The 17915-nt window shown below is 44.9% G+C and carries 13 protein-coding genes and 1 tRNA gene; 4 read left to right on the forward strand and 10 right to left on the reverse strand.

Annotated features, from left to right (window positions below; all coding sequences use genetic code 11):
• The first annotated feature begins 225 nt into the window (after positions 1–225).
• Both DXD68_RS06060 and DXD68_RS06065 read left to right on the forward strand, forming a co-directional pair.
• Positions 226–501 carry an HU family DNA-binding protein gene (locus tag DXD68_RS06060; protein WP_122360758.1) on the forward strand — a complete coding sequence of 92 codons (276 nt, stop codon included), beginning with the start codon at positions 226–228 and terminating at the stop codon, positions 499–501.
• 102 nt (positions 502–603) lie between these two features.
• On the forward strand, positions 604–2103 hold the full coding sequence (locus DXD68_RS06065) for a M20/M25/M40 family metallo-hydrolase (protein WP_122360759.1): 1500 nt from the start codon (positions 604–606) through the stop codon (positions 2101–2103).
• A 140-nt stretch (positions 2104–2243) separates the two neighbouring features.
• Here DXD68_RS06065 and DXD68_RS06070 read toward each other — a convergent pair.
• Positions 2244–2317 (reverse strand) — tRNA-Arg (locus DXD68_RS06070).
• 67 nt (positions 2318–2384) lie between these two features.
• Positions 2385–4733 (reverse strand): BamA/TamA family outer membrane protein, encoded by a 2349-nt coding sequence (locus tag DXD68_RS06075; RefSeq protein WP_122360760.1) that lies wholly within the window; start codon positions 4731–4733, stop codon positions 2385–2387.
• Positions 4734–4807: 74 nt separating this feature from the next.
• Here DXD68_RS06075 and DXD68_RS06080 point away from each other — a divergent pair, with 74 nt between their 5' ends.
• Entirely contained in the window at positions 4808–5575 is a 768-nt protein-coding gene (locus DXD68_RS06080; RefSeq protein ID WP_122360761.1) for a TrmH family RNA methyltransferase, read from the forward strand.
• Here DXD68_RS06080 and DXD68_RS06085 read toward each other — a convergent pair.
• From DXD68_RS06085 to DXD68_RS06115, 6 genes are all read right to left on the reverse strand, one after another.
• Positions 5498–5839: a hypothetical protein gene (locus DXD68_RS06085; RefSeq protein WP_233577007.1), complete on the reverse strand. Its 342-nt coding sequence runs from the start codon at positions 5837–5839 to the stop codon at positions 5498–5500. The genes DXD68_RS06080 and DXD68_RS06085 overlap by 78 nt on opposite strands.
• A gap of 1 nt (position 5840) precedes the next feature.
• On the reverse strand, positions 5841–6638 hold the full coding sequence (locus tag DXD68_RS06090; protein ID WP_122360763.1) for a DUF4296 domain-containing protein: 798 nt from the start codon (positions 6636–6638) through the stop codon (positions 5841–5843).
• Entirely contained in the window at positions 6639–7265 is a 627-nt protein-coding gene (locus DXD68_RS06095; protein ID WP_122360764.1) for a lipoprotein signal peptidase, read from the reverse strand.
• Positions 7266–7646 (reverse strand): TraR/DksA family transcriptional regulator, encoded by a 381-nt coding sequence (locus DXD68_RS06100; protein WP_122360765.1) that lies wholly within the window; start codon positions 7644–7646, stop codon positions 7266–7268.
• A 120-nt stretch (positions 7647–7766) separates the two neighbouring features.
• Entirely contained in the window at positions 7767–11195 is a 3429-nt protein-coding gene (gene ileS / locus DXD68_RS06105; protein WP_122360766.1) for an isoleucine--tRNA ligase, read from the reverse strand.
• Positions 11196–12121: 926 nt separating this feature from the next.
• A complete protein-coding gene (locus DXD68_RS06115; RefSeq protein ID WP_122360768.1) occupies positions 12122–14200 on the reverse strand; it encodes a BT4734/BF3469 family protein in 2079 nt (692 codons plus the stop codon).
• Positions 14201–14454: 254 nt separating this feature from the next.
• Between DXD68_RS06115 and DXD68_RS06120 the strand changes: the two genes are divergently transcribed.
• Positions 14455–15060 (forward strand): HU family DNA-binding protein, encoded by a 606-nt coding sequence (locus tag DXD68_RS06120; protein ID WP_122360769.1) that lies wholly within the window; start codon positions 14455–14457, stop codon positions 15058–15060.
• Between the two features lie 335 nt (positions 15061–15395).
• On the opposite strand, the gene DXD68_RS06125 is transcribed toward DXD68_RS06120, so the two are convergent.
• Positions 15396–16388, reverse strand: a complete 993-nt coding sequence (locus DXD68_RS06125) for a metallophosphoesterase family protein (protein WP_147382979.1) — start codon at positions 16386–16388, stop codon at positions 15396–15398.
• Positions 16370–17902, reverse strand: coding sequence for a SusD/RagB family nutrient-binding outer membrane lipoprotein (locus tag DXD68_RS06130; RefSeq protein ID WP_122360771.1), 1533 nt, complete (start codon positions 17900–17902; stop codon positions 16370–16372). Before DXD68_RS06130 ends, DXD68_RS06125 begins: the two co-directional genes overlap by 19 nt.
• Positions 17903–17915: the final 13 nt, after the last annotated feature.

Consider the following 17915-nt stretch of genomic DNA (forward strand, 5'->3'; position numbering starts at 1 on the left):
TGTTATCTTTGCACCATTGAAGACGAAGTTCTTAACGAACTCCATTAAATTCAATAAACTCGTTTCAGGCAACAAGAACAAGTTTATTATGTCCTGATTAAAGATGCTTGCATTGATTTGAGGGATATTATTCGGAAATAATGATACTCTGCTTCTACCGTAGATTATCATTTCCGATCAAGTATCCGATAGATTTGGATCAAAAACGATTTAAACCAGTAATATATGAATAAAAGTAAATTGATCGAACAAATAGCAGCAGATACCGGCATGAAGAAAACAGTGGTAAAAGCGGTGATCAACTCCTTTATAGAAAACGCGACCGAAGCTTTCCTGGAAGGCGATCAGGTTGTATTTCAGGGATTCGGAACACTTCTCCCCTGGCAACAAACCGAACGTCCTGCCCGGAATCCTCAGACAGGAGAGCCGGTTATGATCAAGCCGCGCATGTCTGTCAAGTTCCGTGCCGGATCAGACCTATTAAAGGCCCTGAACAAATAATTTCAATATTCTCGGGCAATAAGCTTCTCAAAAATACAGATTTACTACCTTTGAAGGACTTATCGGCAGATAATACTTATGTGAAACTTTAAAGAGATAGAAATGAGAAGCTTATTGATTGTACTGATGATCGGAGCATCATCCGTTATGGCTCAGAATGAAAAGATCGACCTGTCCGTTGCCCAAAAGATCAAGCAGGAAGAACAACAGAACTCGGATATAGAGCGATTGTCCTATCGTTTACTTGATTATGCAGGTCCCCGTCTAACCGGTTCCGACGGCATGGAAAGAGGCTACCGGGTCGCGAAAGAAATGATGGAAGAATACAAATTATCCAATCCCCGTATCGAGTTTGCCCGTGACTGGCCCCGGGGCGGATGGGATATCCAAAAGGCGTACGCAGCCATGACTGTACCTTACTATATTCCGATCTTTCCGGCTCCCGTAGCCTGGACCAACGGAACCAACGGACCAGCCAAAAGCGAAGTGGTTCTGATCACAGCCAAAGATCAACAAGAATTACAGGCGTTAAAAGGAACTCTAAAAGACAAAATCGTTCTGATGCCTTCCGTCATGGAATACCAGATCAGTTTCGAACCGATGGCACGCCGCCATACCGAAGAATCCCTGAAACAAACGGTGGAATACCCGATCACCAAAGTGCGTCCCCGACAGCGACGTGCTGCCCCTCCGGTGGAAGGAAGTGAACTAACATATGCAGAAATACTCCACTTTGTTTATAAAGAAGAACCGGCTGTTATCATCCACGAATCGGGAAGCTACAGTGTGCCGGGATTGAATTTCCACAAACTGGAAGAGGTCGGTCCTGTCCCCTGCGAGCTGAATATCTCCTGCGAAAATCACGGTCTGATGGAACGTTTGATCCGGAATGGCGAAAAGGTAGAGATGGAAGTCGATATTGCAGTGAAGTTTGAATCCGATCGTAAGATATATAATGTTATTGCCGAAATACCCGGTACCGACCCGAAGCTGAAAGATCAGCTGGTCATTATCGGAGGACATCTTGACTGCTATCACATGAGTCCGGGAGCCGGCGATGATGGTGCCGGTTTTATTGCCATGCTTGAAGCTATGCGTATCCTCAAAGCGATTGGCGTACAACCGCGCCGAACCATTCGCGTTGCTTTCTGGGGTGGCGAAGAAGTAGGATTGCACGGCTCCAGCGGATATGTGGAACAATTCGTACAAGATCCGAAGACACTGGAGAAAAAGAAAGAATATGATAAGATATCCGTCTATTTTAATTCGGATTACGGTCCCGGGAAGTTCCGTGGTATCTTTACACAGGATAACCTGATGGCTCACCCGATCTTCACCGACTGGATGCAACCTTTCCTCGATACCGGTTTTACCACCGTCTCCAACCGGAGTGTAGGAAGTACGGATCACATACCGTTCGACAATGCGGGAATCCCCGCTTTCCAGTTCATCCAGGACCCGATGGAATGGGGGCGACATTCACATCGTACACAGGATTTCTCCGATCGCCTGGTGCTGGACGATATACGCCATAATGCTGTTATCGTAGCTTGGTTTGCCTATAATGCAGCCATGCGGGATGAGATGATGCCTCGAAAATAAGAGTTTCCTAAATCCAGATAATAGAATCTTGTCACATCATTTACCGTCTTTTCAACAATGCTTAAATACATATTGAAAAGATTGGCATAGTACTAAAATAAAAAGGAGTTGCCTTTAACAGACAACTCCTTTTTATTTAGTGATCGAGCTGGGATTCGAACCCAGGACCCACAGCTTAGAAGGCTGTTGCTCTATCCAGCTGAGCTACCCGACCGTCCTTATTTGCGGTGCAAAGGTAATATTATTATTTATATCTGCAAACAGGAAAGCCTTTTTTTTCATTAGAAGGGATAGCCCACGGCAAAATGCCAGGCAAAATTATTACGTAGATTCGGTTTCAGAATAGCCCACCGGTCCTTTCCGCGCTCCATCGGATTATATGCTTTCATACCTGTATCGAAACGGATCAGGAAGAAATCGAAATCAAGACGTAATCCCAAACCATAGGAAACGGCAATCTCTTTATAGAAACGTGAGAAATCGAAGTTCCCGTCTTCACGTTCCTTATCCGCCCGCATGGTCCATATATTTCCGGCATCGACATAAGCAGCCAGTTCAAATTTCCAAAACATCTTGGTCCGGTATTCCAAATTCAAATCCAGACGGATGTCCCCGACCTGATCAGCAAACGACTTCACGGAATCAGCCAACATTCCTCCCGGTCCCAATGTCCGCACCGACCATCCACGGACGCTATTGGCACCGCCGGAGAAATAAGTCCGTTCAAAAGGCAATATCTTCGAGTTCCCGTAAGGATAACCGATACCGACTCCCACATGAAAGGCTATTTTATTACGATCGTCCAGAACGATACTCTTACTAAAATCGACATCCCCTTTTATAAACTGCGAATAATTGATCCCGAACAGATTGTATAAACCGTCCTTGTCCTTTTTAGCCTGCGTCATTTTAGAAAACGCATACAACAGGTTACCCGCCATCTCGAACGAGACACGCAGAGAATGTGTATTCCGGAGACGATTTTGGGGATTATAGTTCGTAAATGAATACGTATAACCGGACCCTACAACAAACTGGTCCGTAAAATTATAAATCCGTGTAGAATTGGGTAGATTGGCATCGAAAGTCGAATCGATCTTCGGCAAATGCACATAATCGATATCCAGTAATTTAAACACATGCCGGGCCTGTGTGTTCGACCGCTCCTGCCAGATATAACTCCATCCTCCGGAAAGGATCGCCCGCCTGTATTCCGGACGTGTCTGAATACTGTAACTGACCCTCAGTTCCGTAGAGGCACGTACCCTGCGTTTGAAATTCTCATTGACAAAAGGAAACAGGAAACGGGGAAACAACACAGAAGTCTCCGCTCCCAACTCCCAGTAATTACCGCCTGTCGAACTTTTAGTCAGCGCTTCGTAAGCACCGCGCACCTTTGCTGAGAAAACCTCCGAGCCCTTGAACAGATTCCGGTGCTGATAATTCAAACTGGAAGCAAACCCGAAATCGCCGGCCGAATTTGTCCCTTCCAGGTCAACACCAAAACCCTGCAACTTGGCCGGAGAAGTCAGGATCGTACAATTAAGCTTCATCGTATCCTGTTCCTCCACCTCCGTAAAACGGATATTCACATTCCTCAAGGCACGGAGAGCTGCAAAAGAAGAATACGTCTGCTCGACCGCCCGTTCATTAAACAACCTGCCGGGTGTAATATAAGTACTTCTGCGCAACACATTCGGACGGATACTCCTGCCGTTATTCCCGTACAGGATCTGCAGGTTGCCTACATTCACCGTATCGGCTGCAATATTCGACAAATCCCCCTGGTTCAGCGGATCATAATCCGTTACGATTGTCACATCCTTTATATAATAGGGACGATGGAGGGTATCGACCACCGAACCATCCGGTTTCAGTTTGCGGTAAGGCTTCAGGATCATATCCAAATCGACAATATTCCTGTTATAGGAACTGTCTGCCAGATATGCCAGGTAATCACGGTTGAACGCATAATATCCCCGGCGGCGGAGCAAAGAGGTAATCCGCTGCCGTTCCTTATCCAAAACATCCCTGTCAAACAAAGCACTGTCTTTCACCAAAGAGGTATAATCCTCCGGATAAATACGGAAAGCCGACGAAACAGCCGAACGTTTAGGTGCATCCAAATGCGCTATGCTGTCGATCTTCGGATCGTTCAGCTCCATCGTATAGTTATGTATGCGGTAAGGCGTATTCGAATTGATCTTGTAAGTAACGACCGCTTTCTTCTGCCGCGAAGTATCCACCTCCGCCTCCACCTCCGCATTGACATACCCTTTATTGATGAAAAAGCGCCTCAGCTCATCCGTCGACTGCGCGACCAGCGTGGTATCCAAAATAACAGGCGGCTCACCGATACGGCGGAGCTGCTTACTGAGCCAGCGTTTTTCATTCCGTCCCGACCAGTCATAGACAAAAAGCTGCCACTTCATCAGCCCGAACACCTTAAAGTTAGGCTGCTGCCGGAGATAAGGCTTCAGATCATTCGTTTTATAGGCTTTATTATCAGAGACGATCTCCACTTTATCAAGCAGATATTCACCGTCACCGACATATTTTGTCGTACTGCAGGCGGCCAGTATCCAAACAAGGCATATGAAATATAATATATGGAGGGTTCCCTTCATCATTCGACCTTTTACGCACGCAAATGTAACTGAAATTAAATAAAATCCCTTACTTTTGCTTTGTAAAAAGAGTAAAGATGCTGAGTAAGTCGAAAGTAAAACAGATACGTTCATTAGAATTAAAGAAGTTTCGCAACGAGACAAACACGTTTGTAGCCGAAGGGAATAAACTGGTGGCAGATATGCTGCATGCATTCGAATGCGACCTGCTGATCGCCAAACCGTCATGGATGGCAACGCAAGGCGATATTCCCGCCAAAGAACTGCTGGAAGCCGATGACGACGATATACGCAAAGCCAGCTTCCTGAAGAACCCGCAAGACGTACTGGCCGTTTTCCAACGTCCCGCCTGGTCATTGGAAGACGCCGATCCCCAAAATCAGCTCATCCTGGCTCTCGACGGCATACAGGATCCCGGCAACCTGGGAACGATCATACGGCTTGCCGACTGGTTCGGCATCGAACATATCGTCTGCAGCCAGGATACAGCCGATGCATTCAGTCCCAAGACAGTACAGGCGACCATGGGAGCACTCGTCCACGTAAAGGTCCATTACACAGACCTGCACGCTTATCTGCAAAAACAAGCGGAACAGCAGGTACCGCTATACGGAACATTCCTCGACGGAGAGAACATATACGCCAAAGAACTGTCGGAAACAGGCATTATCATTATGGGAAATGAAGGGAACGGCATCCGCCCCGAAACGGAAACGCTCGTGAATGAAAAACTCTATATACCCAATTATCCCCAAGAAAGAGAAACGTCAGAGTCTCTGAACGTGGCAATCGCCACAGCCGTGGTCTGCGCCGAGTTCAGACGTCGCGGGGGAAACACCGGCTAACCGGTAGACATTCACCGGAGAGGAAACAACCACGGAGCCTGAGACAGTCAGCCACTCCGTAGAGAAAGCTCCGGAAGGCGGATAATCCGTCTCCAAAGGTACAAGGATCAATGTACCGTCATAAAATTCCGTATTCGCTATCTCCTGTTCCAGGGGAAAAACACCGACCAGACAGCCTTCCGCATCCAGTTCCAGATAATGCATGCGATACCATTTCTGCCAGTATATATAATGGGAAGCGATCCTGCGCATCGGTGCAGTCAAATTATTGTTTGGCGTTTTTTAGAGAGTCCGTCCCGACGGTATAGCGTCCGTAGTTATACCGCATCAGGTTCAGGCTATCCACATATATCTTGAAATAAGAGGCGGAATCACCTTTTCCTTCCAGGCGGATAGAACCGAATACGCTTCTGACCTGCTTGGTCGGTATCGTACGGAGAACCGTCTCATGATAACCGTCATGCAGAATCTTTTCGTTTACAACGATGGTCGTATCTCCCTGGTTGGCACTCAGCCTGATTACCGGACGACCCTTCATCGCGTCGTTCAATCCCCAGACACGCATACCCAGGACAAACATACTGCCGGACGGATAATTCGTCTCCGGCTTGATATCGACCGTTATCCCGTTGAATACAGCCCTCGGCTCGAAGGTAAGATACGTAAGGCGCGGCCAGATATCCACCGAATCCTGCTTGGATACGGGAGCGGCACTAGCCTGCACATCCCCCAATGCCTTCTGTCGTTCGTTCAGTTCTGCCAGCACCAGGTCGTATACCTGCATATACACATCCAGGTTACGCCCGTACCAAACCAGCGAACTGTCGTAAACAGCCTGTTCGATATTATGCTTGCGAAATACGGACTGATAAAGCACTTCCTTCTCAGCATCGTCGCTATACTTCTTATAGTCGGTACTGATCATGGCTTCCGCCAGCTGCATATCGATCAGGACAGCCTTCATCTCCTTCTCCGACAAAATACCATCAGGCACCTTACTACAGGAAACCACCAAAGCCGCCGTCAACAATACGACACCGTATCTGCGCAATTTATTCCGCATTTATTTACTACTTTCTTTTTCTTTTGAGAGACTCGCCGACAAAGTATGCCGGTAAAATATCAATAACAGGAACACACCCACACAGATAGCCGAATCTGCCAGGTTGAAGATCGGACGGAAGAAGACGAACTCCTCTCCCCCCCAGATTGGAACCCAGTCCGGCAACACCGTCTGGATCAACGGGAAATAAAACATATCCACCACTTTTCCGTGCAGCCAGGTAGCATAACCACCGTCGGCAGGCATGAAAGAGGCGATCTGGCCAAAGCTATGGTCAAATATGACCCCATAAAATATAGAATCGATTATATTACCGATGGCTCCCGCAAAGATCAGCGAGACACACGCAATAAAGCCGAAGTTGTACTTCTCCTTCACCAGCTTATACAGGTAATAACCGATAAAGCCGACCGCCACGATGCGGAATACGGATAAGAACAATTTGCCTATCACTTCGATACCGAAAGCCATTCCGGGATTTTCGGTAAAGTATAGATAAAACCACGGAGTGATCTCTATACTTTCGTGCAACTGCATATGTGTCTTGATCCAGATTTTAAGAGCCTGGTCAAGAATAAGGAGCAGCATTACAATTAACACTGCTCCCCAACCTTTGGAAAATTTCATTTATCTTTTACCTCCTTGTTTTGCTTCGATACTCAAAGTAGCATGAGGTACGGCACGTAGTCTCTCCTTCGGGATCAGCTTACCCGTTTCGCGACAAATGCCATAAGTCTTATTTTCAATACGGATCAAAGCGGCCTGCAAGTTCTGTATGAACTTCATCTGGCGCTGTGCCAGACGTCCGGCCTCTTCCTTCGACAAAGTTGCGGCACCTTCTTCCAACACCTTGAATGTTGGTGACGTATCAGCCACATCGTTCCCATCAGAATTGGTTACACCCGATCTCAACAACTCGTAATCCTTTCTGGCTACCTCCAACTTCTCTAAAATAATGGCGCGGAACTCCTCGAGTTCAGCATCCGAATATCTTGTCTTTTCTGCCATGGTTCATTTAATTTTAGGTTCCACAATTCATAATATATATCAGGCGATCCAAAGTCGCAGTCCAAATATACGACAATATTTATATGCGGCAAGGGACGCCTTTCTTTTTTAAGAAAAAAATCACTCTTTCTCGATACGCACCGACAGGTTGAAATCTTCGAAATCAAGGACGGTCGCATCGCTTATCGCATGCTCTGTAATCTCAACAGATACAGCCAGCACTTGGTTCGCAATGTATTCGTTAAATTCCTTAATTGCGTCGTCCATTTCGTCGGAAGAAAGAACGGTCACGTTGATCTTATCGGTTATATCGTATCCGTTGCTCTTACGCAGGTTCTGGATACGGTTCACCAGTTCGCGGGCCAGCCCTTCTTTGCGCAGGCTTTCCGTCACGGTGATGTCGAGGGCAACCGTCAGGCGGCCTTCGTTGGCAACCAGCCATCCCGGTATATCTTCAGAGATGATTTCCACATCAGCCAGTTCGACCGTTGCATCCTGTCCTTCCACATTCAGCGTGAATGTACCGGCAGCTTCGAAAGCAAGGATATTTTCCTGGCTCATGCTTTGGATAGCGGCAGCCAGGCTCTTCATGATCTTACCGTAACGCGGGCCTAACTTCTTAAAGTCCGGCTTGATACGTTTCACCAGGATACCGGCAGCGTTATCGACAAACTTCAGTTCCTTCACATTCACTTCGTTCAGGATCAGGTTCTTTACCGCCTCGATGCTTTCCTGCTGGTGAGCATCGGCAACAGGCACCATGATGGTCTGCAGCGGCTGACGAACTTTGATATTTACTTTACGACGCAAAGCCAATACCATAGAAGACACATCCTGTGCCATCTTCATACGTTCTTCCAGATCTTTGTCGATCAATGCTTCATCATATTTCGGGAAATCCGACAAGTGAACAGATTCTACTGTCTCACGTCCGGTAACGGCAATCAGGTCGCAGAACAGCTGGTCACCATAGAACGGAGCGATCGGAGACATCAGCTTGGCTACTGTTTCCAGGCAAGTATATAAAGTCTGGTAAGCAGACAATTTATCCGTTGTCATGCCTCCACCCCAGAAACGGCGGCGGTTCAGGCGTACGTACCAGTTACTCAGGTTGTCGTTTACAAATTCAGAGATAGCACGTCCCGCACGGGTCGGTTCGTAGGTATCATAGTATCCGTCTACATCTTTCACCAGTGTATTCAACAAAGAAAGGATCCAGCGGTCGATTTCCGGGCGTTCGTTCAGAGGAACATCCGGCTGTGAGTAATCGAAGCCGTCCACATTTGCATACAGGGCAAAGAATGAATATGTATTATATAATGTACCGAAGAATTTACGGCGCACTTCATCCATTCCGTCGATATCGAACTTGATATTATCCCACGGAGACGCATTGGTGATCATATACCAGCGCAACGGGTCGGAACCATACTGTTCGATCGTAGAGAACGGATCGACGGCATTGCCCAGACGTTTGGACATCTTGTTACCGTTCTTATCCAATACAAGACCATTAGACACAACCGCTTTATAAGCCACACTGTCGAACACCATCGTTGCCAGTGCATGCAGGGTAAAGAACCAGCCACGCGTCTGGTCTACACCTTCGGCGATAAAGTCAGCCGGATATACCTCGCGACTATCCAGTAACTCCTTATTCTCGAACGGATAATGGATCTGGGCATAAGGCATCGCACCCGAGTCGAACCAAACGTCGATCAGGTCAGTCTCACGCTTCATCGGCTTGCCGCTGTCAGAAACAAGGATCACCTCATCCACATACGGACGGTGCAGGTCGATCTTTTCGTAATTGTCCTTATTGTATTCGCCCGGATTGAAACCTCTGTCCTTATATGGATTAGACTCCATAAATCCGGCTTTAACAGCTTTGTCTATTTCGTTGTACAGCTCTTCTACCGAACCGATACATTTTTCTTCCGTACCGTCTTCCGTACGCCAAATAGGCAGCGGAGTACCCCAGTAACGGCTACGGCTCAGGTTCCAGTCCTGCAGGTTTTCCAACCATTTACCGAAACGGCCTGTACCTGTACTCTGCGGCTTCCAGTTGATCGTATTGTTCAGTTCGATCATGCGGTCGCGGCAAGCAGTGGTACGGATAAACCAGCTATCCAACGGATAGTATAATACCGGTTTGTCGGTACGCCAGCAGTGCGGGTAATTGTGTACATGCTTTTCGATACGGAACGCACGGTTCTGCACCTTCAGCATCATACATATCTCGATATCCAATGTTTCGTCTTTATCCGTTTTTTCCGGATCGTAGGCATTCTTTACGAACTTACCCTGGAACGGATCGTAATCGGCTGCATTCATACGAGTCTGTACGAACTCAGGATCAAGATCTTCCATTAGATAGAACTTACCGGTCATATCCACCATCGGACGATTATTACCGTCCTTATCGATCATCATCAACGGAGGCACACCGCTAGCTTTCGCCACACGGTCGTCGTCCGCACCGAATGTCGGAGCGATATGAACGATACCCGTACCGTCTTCCGTTGTTACATAATCACCGGTGATCACACGGAAAGCACCTTCACCCGGATTTACCCAAGGGATCAGTTGTTCATAATGCATGCCCGCCAGTTCCGGGCCTTTCCATTCACCTACCACCTTGAACGGGATCAATTTATCGCCGATCTTATAGTCAGACAGTTCCAACTCGGCAGCCTTCGGATTAAAATGTGCATCCATCAGATCCTTAGCCAATACAACTGTCATCGGCATGCCTGTGTACGGATTGTAAGTCTGAACAGCCACATAGGTGATATTCGGGCCTACGCAAAGTGCCGTATTGGAAGGTAATGTCCACGGAGTCGTCGTCCAAGCCAGGAAAAACGGTTCGCCGAACTGCGCCATTTCCGGCTTCGGATCGAGTATACGGAATTGTGCCGTACAAGTCGTATCCTTCACGTCGCGGTAGCAACCCGGCTGGTTCAGCTCATGTGAGCTAAGACCTGTACCGGCAGCCGGTGAATACGGCTGGATAGTATATCCCTTGTACAGTAAACCTTTCTTATATAATTCTTTCAGCAGATACCACAATGTTTCGATATAACGGTTATCGTAAGTGATATACGGATTTTCCATATCCACCCAGTAGCCCATCTTGTCGGTGAGGTCTTCCCATTCTTTGGTAAACTTCATCACATCGCGGCGGCAAGCTGCGTTATAGTCAGCGACAGAAATCTTCTTACCGATATCTTCCTTGGTTATACCCATAGATTTCTCTACGCCCAGCTCAACCGGCAGGCCGTGAGTATCCCATCCTGCCTTACGGTTCACCAGATATCCTTTCATGGTCTTGTAACGGCAGAAAATATCTTTAATCGAACGAGCAATAACATGGTGAATACCCGGCATTCCGTTTGCAGAAGGCGGACCTTCATAAAATACAAACGAGGGGTATCCTTCACGGATTTCAAGACTCTTATGGAAGATGTCGCCATCCTGCCATTTCTTCAACACCTCTTTATTGACGTTCGACAAGTCGAACTTAGAGTATTCGGTAAATTTCTTACTCATATCGCGTTATTTTTATCAATCTTCTAAAAATGCCGCAAAGTTAGTGATTTAATTCTAATTAGAAAAAAACCTTTTTCTCTTTTCCGTTTTTATTAATATCTTTGTGATACAGACATGTAATAGCAAAGAAATATGCAACAAGCAACAACAATCCTAAAAGTCCTAATTTGCTTGATATAATTAATCTTTCCTAAATTAAATATGAGAAAGATCAGCAATAATATTTATCTTTGTATAGGATTTATAAAATAAGACCTGCATTATACAACAATAGAACTTGAAACCAGCAAAGCAGAATTGGTTCGTGAAATATTAAATATCGACAATAGCGAAACCATCGGGAAACTCCGTAAATATCTAAGTAAAATCCGAAGTGACAAACAGAAGGTAAGCCCCTGTGAATATACGCTTGAAGAGGTACGCCAACGATTATCCGTCACAGGAAAAGATGCTATTGCCGGAATAGGAATCAGCGGAGATGAAATGGAACAGCACATGAAAAATATTATATGATGGAGATAATATGGCATCCATTCGCTTCAAACGATTTTGACCAAATTATATTTTATTAATCGACCAACTCACCTATCGCTCATTAGTTTCCGGTCATATTAAAATAATTTATACCGTCCACGATAAATATCTATATATTCATATGCTTTGGGATTGTAGACGTAATCCGGAACTACTTCAAAGCGAAATGAAAGAGCGCAAGCAAAACAGAACAGATGATTTTTAAGCCTAACATATTACAAAAATGCAGAAACTATGGCGTTAGGTTCTGTTCTGTAGGCATACCTAAATCCGATTTGCACAAAAGTTTTCTAAAAATATTCCCTCATTCCTTCAGCCGTAATTTATTTATCTAATTATAAACCAATTACAGCTGAAGGATTTTTACAGACACACACCCAAATAAAGGATAATCAATTTATTTCCTTCACGTGATACAAGTTTCCTCGTTCTGTATGCCGGTTTGGGACATTGTTACGACGCAATAGGCGGCCGAAAGCATTTATGGTTGTGTTGCTAAAAGTCAGGTGGCTACGCTTGCGGATACGTTGCATAATCTCGGCAGCAGGAAGCCATTCGCCGATTTCACCATCTTCTTCAGACAACGGCTTGAAATATTGCAGGAAAAGCTGCTCTTCCACCGGTACCTGTTCGAACACTTCATTCTGGCGAGTAATCGTTTTTTCTTCCTCCCGCGTCAGCCAATACCGTTCGCCCGCACGGAGCGCATGGATCGCCTGAGCATACAGCTGGTCATAATCGATAAAATGCCTGCGGTCTATCTCACCATTTATTTCTACACACAGGAAACGCCGGCTGCCGGTCGGATCGGATAACAAATCCATATTGTTACAAGTCCCGACAAATCCGGCATACCGTTTCAAAGCCTGCACACTCGATTTGTAGGCACGACGGGCATTCACCTCGGGCTTTTGAAGCAGGTGTTTCAGAAAAGACTGACGGGAATTTCCTATCGAGTCGAACTCGTCGATATTTATAAGGGCAAAACGGTGCAGCATCAGTTCAGCATCACGACGATTCCCAAAATCGATACTGTCGGTATAAAACTCACGCAAGACCGGTGGCATTAAATTACGGCACCAGGTAGACTTTCCACACCCCTGATCCCCCACCAATAAAGGCAACAGGCTGTTAGCATGCACCCCACCCATCTGTTTCCATTGGGCGACAAGCCCCAGGAACCAGATATAAAAATGCTCGCGCCACAACTTCGATGATGTCGGTACCGTATCCGCCAAGGCACGTATATGATCTTTTCTGTCCCATTCCGGCAGATTATCCAGATAATCATCCAGCGGATTGAACAGCGGAATCTTATTGGAATAGATATAACGTTTCACATCACGATCCCACAAATCGAGCCCTTCCGCCTGTGCATGCAGGGAGATCGTATTGAGAACCTCATCGGTAACAGGAAAGAAACTATAATAATAGGAACGTCGTTCGCGATATTCCACTTCACCTTTCAACTCGTTCCTCCGCAACTCATAGCGACGTTTCATAAACTCTTCCATCCGAAATACGAGGTTCTGGCAAGCCGGCATGACCGGACCGGCACCAAAATATTTATCCAGCAGATAAGTATTGTGTACCGCCGCCCGCAGTTCCGTCTCGTTCCGTTGGAAATGTACGTTCACATACGCCCATTTCACCACATCTTCCTCCGGTATGCCTGCACGAAGGCAATTCTCCGCCAATCGCACCAGCAAAGCATCCGCCGTTGTATCGTCCGATTCCTTCCCCACCTCTTCAATCGCCTTTTTCAAGGCTACCTGAAAAAGCAGGTAAACGGAACAACTGCGTTCATGCCCCGCCTCCATCCGTTGAAGCGGCAGCGGTTCCTGTTGTTTCAGCTCACGGAAAGTCGGTTCGCCCGGCATTTGCAAGGGCTGTTCAAGTGTAGCCGGTACAGCCGCCGGATTAAAATAAAGATCCGGATCGTAGGATATGCGACAGGCTTGCACCACAGCTGGTTGCCCATAGGGTATTTCCCGTTGCAGTTGCATCCGGTAATAATTCAGTGCCCGCTGATAGGCATGCGCATGAAACCACTCCGCCAACTCACGGCTGGAAGGCAAAGATCCATCCGGCAGCGTAAAAGGGACAACAATCTTCACGCTTTTGCGGCTCGAACCGATAAATGCAAGCATTGTTTGCAGTGAACCGGCCGCCTTCCGCCGTATCTCCACCGCCTCCGTATAACCTGATAGATTATTGATCTCCAACAGAATAAGCCCGTTGTAAGCCTTCATTTCCACAACCTCTTTTTTCTTATTCAATTCGGCACCGAAAACGATTTTGGGCAGCTTGGCTGACGCCGGACAAGGATAACCCGGAGGATATTCCTCCAGTTTTTCCCGAAATTCTTTTACCGTTCGTCCGGCCACCGGGTCTTTCATCGTTTCTATTAAATCATTAAAGGAAAGCGTCTTAACGGATTTATTTCCGTCTTTGTACAGTGTGATATTCATTCGCTTGTAATTTAAGGTGTACTTTCTGCCTAAAAGTAAGAAAAAAAGCCATACAAAACAAGGCTTCTATCAATTATTATTTATATCTTTAGTCCGTTATTCTTTCTTGTTTGACAACTGACAAACGCTTGTAAGACAGTTATCGAATAAGCGTTTGTCAGCTGTCAAACAAGCGTACGGCAATTGATAAACAAAAAAAAGTAAGGCACTTCGGAATTACCGGATAGTAGGTTAAACCATAAATCATAGTAGTTATGTGTGCAAGATATCGAATGGTTCGCAATCCGAACCCTACAGGAGACAAGAAAAAACAGGCGTTGCATCCGCGGGTGGTACCTTATGGAACTATCAGTACAGAGGAATTGATGCGGGATATAGAAGGACGATCCGGATTTTCGGGAGCCGACATCAAGGGGGCTTTGCGGGTAATTGCCGATGCGATGGCTTTCCGGCTGGATGAAGGATATAACGTAGAATTAGACGGCCTCGGCTTTTTCAGCGTCTCGCTTGTTTCGCGTCCGGTCATGGATAGAAAGGAGATCCGCAGCGAGTCAGTACATTTCCGCAATGTGAATTTCCGCTGTGGCAAATACCTGAAAAGCAAACTAAAATCGATCTCCCTGGAGCGTATGCCGGAAGGAAAAGGCGTTCTGCCCTCTTTCGATGAACGGGTACGCCGACTGACGGAATATCTGAACACACATCATTATATCACTTGCGGTGACTACCGGGAGCTGACAGGCTGCTCCAAATATCGTGCGCTGGAAGATCTGAAGAAGCTGATAGATGAAGGAAAATTGGAGAAAAACGGGTATAGGAGCACAAGGGTTTATTCATTTCCTTCAGCTGTAAATCACTGATAATAAAACAAGAAAGATTACAGCTGAAGGAATGAAGGATTATTTTTGAAAAACTATTATTATAAAGGTTGGGAAGTATTATGCTACGATATGTTCAGATTTTTGGTAACAAATACGACAAAACCGGTTTTGACACATGAAAAGCCCCATTTCATCGCATAGCATACTAGTCACAGGCTCCGTCACACAGAGTAGTGCTAATACAGGCAGGACTATAGTGCTGATAATGCTAACACTATAGTCCTGTCTTCAAATAAGTGGCATTTCATCGAAAAAAACAAATATTTCACTTTGTATTTTCCGACTTTTATCATTTAGTAGTATAAAAAACCTCCCTAATCTACCGGTACAAAATGTATCAAAATATCTTTATTGTTATAATTAGCTGCAGCTACATATTGGAGTTTTCCATTCACAAAATCAACAGCTTCTTCATGCGTATGTCCTGCATAAACACCTATCACCTCCGGACTATTCAGAACCAAATCACAGAATTGATAAGTTGTTTCCATAAATCCATTTTCCGGCCAAGATTCCCTACGTTCGATTTCATAATATATATCGTTCTTTTTGTTCCAGTCCGGATGTCCACAACCATAATCAATATTATGCCCAGGCAAATAAACCGGAATATGCATTGATAAAACAATTGGCAAGCCTTTACCGACCTGCTTCTGAAAGAAATCCAACTGCTCCTTAGTTATTTCAAATGCAGAATTATCAATCGTTACAAAGTTTACACCATGTACCGTTTGAGCATTAAACATCGGATTCTGCCCTTGGTACAAATCATTCAGATTAGAAGCAGTCCACTTATCTCTTTGCAAGAAAGAACTTCCAGATTCACCCTCATAATGCCAATCATGGTTACCCGCAACATATATCCAGTTTAAACCTGATTCATCAAGTATGGATTTGATATATTCAACCGAAGCCAGAGAAGGGAAGTTAATAATATCACCACCCAGAATCACCAGTTCCGAACCTGCCTTTTTAGCTTTATCAAGAGAAGCACGAAAAGCCAGATCACGTCCATTTCCTTTTCCATAATTTTCAGGCTCCACTGCACCTCCTCCCATTCGATGAGTATAGGCATAATACTCTTTTCCACGTTCATCTTCTACTGTAAAATGAGTATCAGAAAGAAATAATACATTAAACGGCTTTTCTAATCCCTTTATATAATAATAAACATTTCCATTTTGTACCGTAATATTCTCTACCATCCGTGAGGTCTGCACTTCCCCGCAGCCTGTCAAAAGACAGGCAAGGAAAGTGACATAAAAGAAAAACTTTATTTTTATCATCATCATTTTTTCAATATCCACATTAAATCGTTGTTGGTATCTTTGCCATTATACTGACGATCCAAAGCGACTTTCAAGTTTTCTCCATTTTCATCATATTCTCGTTGTGGATACATCCAACGCTTGGGTAACTGATCAGGGATATCATTCATATTGGTCGACGGATCAATCGGCAAAACAGGATATAAAACCCGACGATATTCATAATATCCATCCCATGGATTTTGTAAAAAATAGATAAAATACTTTTGCTGGAAAATTTGTTTTAACTGAGTATCCGTATCCGAGGCAAACGCAGCTCGCCCATTCGACAAATAATCAGTAATGTATTCGTCAGTAATGGCTGGTCTTCCTTCTACATACATATCAGGAGTATGATCTTTTACAAACAACATTGCCGCACGAACTCCCCGTTCATAAAACTCCTTGGCATTTCCAGGCATCCATCCTCTTACAATTCCTTCTGCAATATTAAAACATTGTTCAGCATAACCAATTCTCATGATAGGCTCGCCGGCTGGATTATTAATATCCCGGTAACGTAGATTTAATTTACAACATTTACCATCACCATACAATTTTGTAATATCGCTAAAAGGTAAACTAGGATCAATAGATACATAAGCATCAAAATCTCCCTCCGACAGACCTTGTGACACAGCATCTGCTGAAGGTTCTGCAAAATAGAACAGACGGTTATCTTTTAACACTTTTAATGAATCAACCAGATTGGAAGACAAGACACAATATCCATTACTTCGGGCCCACAAATCATTGAAAGGATACACCTGTCCTCCTTTATTGGAATAAACTAACTGAAAATTATCATCATTGCTTTCCATTAATGACTTGCTGTTTACCAATTCAGCAAACTGAGACTGAATATTCAAGTCAGCTTCCGTATCATGCATATACAAATTAATAAGCACTTTCAACTTAAAGCCATTCACAACTTTCACCCATTTCACAGGATCTCCATTCAAAATTGGATCTCCTTCGAAACTTTGACTATTCCCGAATAGTTCAGCAGCTTTATCCAAATCGGTCAAAATAGCCTGCATCACTTCTTTCTGTGTATCGTATTTGGGTGTATAATTTATTGTTTCTGGATTCACCGCTTCCGAATAAGGTATATCTCCGAACGTCAGTGATAAATAAAAGCCTTTATAAGCCTTAATAAAACTAGCCAAAGCCTCGTAAGGCATCCTGTTTTCGGGAGTTGCAGACGCAACCATCTGATTTGCATTTGTTATATCCAAAAAAGAATCGAAGCCTGAACGTGAAATCTTATTATACAATTCATTTCGAATCAATTCTGCTGTAATGGCATGCTTGCTCATGAAATTATGATCGATAAATGATCCGTACTCATAATCTTGCTTGGTCATTCCTATTAATAACCCGGTAGCTAGCAATCCCGGTGCAACTTGATTTGTCGCATTTGGATCGTTATTTATTTCATCGAAATTGGAACAAGAGGATAAAATCCCTAAACAAATTCCTAAAACAATAAATGATCTTATATATTTATTCATAATATCTTTTACT

Origin of the sequence: Parabacteroides sp. TM07-1AC (assembly GCF_003480915.1) — a bacterium.
Lineage (GTDB): Bacteria > Bacteroidota > Bacteroidia > Bacteroidales > Tannerellaceae > Parabacteroides > Parabacteroides chongii.

Excerpts from the sequence above, each read along its gene's own strand:
- DXD68_RS06060 (WP_122360758.1), top strand. The coding sequence starts at position 226 with ATGAATAAAAGTAAATTGATCGAACAAATAGCAGCAGATACCGGCATG.
- DXD68_RS06065 (WP_122360759.1), top strand. The coding sequence starts at position 604 with ATGAGAAGCTTATTGATTGTACTGATGATCGGAGCATCATCCGTTATG.
- DXD68_RS06075 (WP_122360760.1), bottom strand. The coding sequence starts at position 4,733 with ATGATGAAGGGAACCCTCCATATATTATATTTCATATGCCTTGTTTGG.
- DXD68_RS06080 (WP_122360761.1), top strand. The coding sequence starts at position 4,808 with ATGCTGAGTAAGTCGAAAGTAAAACAGATACGTTCATTAGAATTAAAG.
- DXD68_RS06090 (WP_122360763.1), bottom strand. The coding sequence starts at position 6,638 with ATGCGGAATAAATTGCGCAGATACGGTGTCGTATTGTTGACGGCGGCT.
- DXD68_RS06095 (WP_122360764.1), bottom strand. The coding sequence starts at position 7,265 with ATGAAATTTTCCAAAGGTTGGGGAGCAGTGTTAATTGTAATGCTGCTC.
- DXD68_RS06100 (WP_122360765.1), bottom strand. The coding sequence starts at position 7,646 with ATGGCAGAAAAGACAAGATATTCGGATGCTGAACTCGAGGAGTTCCGC.
- ileS (WP_122360766.1), bottom strand. The coding sequence starts at position 11,195 with ATGAGTAAGAAATTTACCGAATACTCTAAGTTCGACTTGTCGAACGTC.
- DXD68_RS06115 (WP_122360768.1), bottom strand. The coding sequence starts at position 14,200 with ATGAATATCACACTGTACAAAGACGGAAATAAATCCGTTAAGACGCTT.
- DXD68_RS06120 (WP_122360769.1), top strand. The coding sequence starts at position 14,455 with ATGTGTGCAAGATATCGAATGGTTCGCAATCCGAACCCTACAGGAGAC.
- DXD68_RS06130 (WP_122360771.1), bottom strand. The coding sequence starts at position 17,902 with ATGAATAAATATATAAGATCATTTATTGTTTTAGGAATTTGTTTAGGG.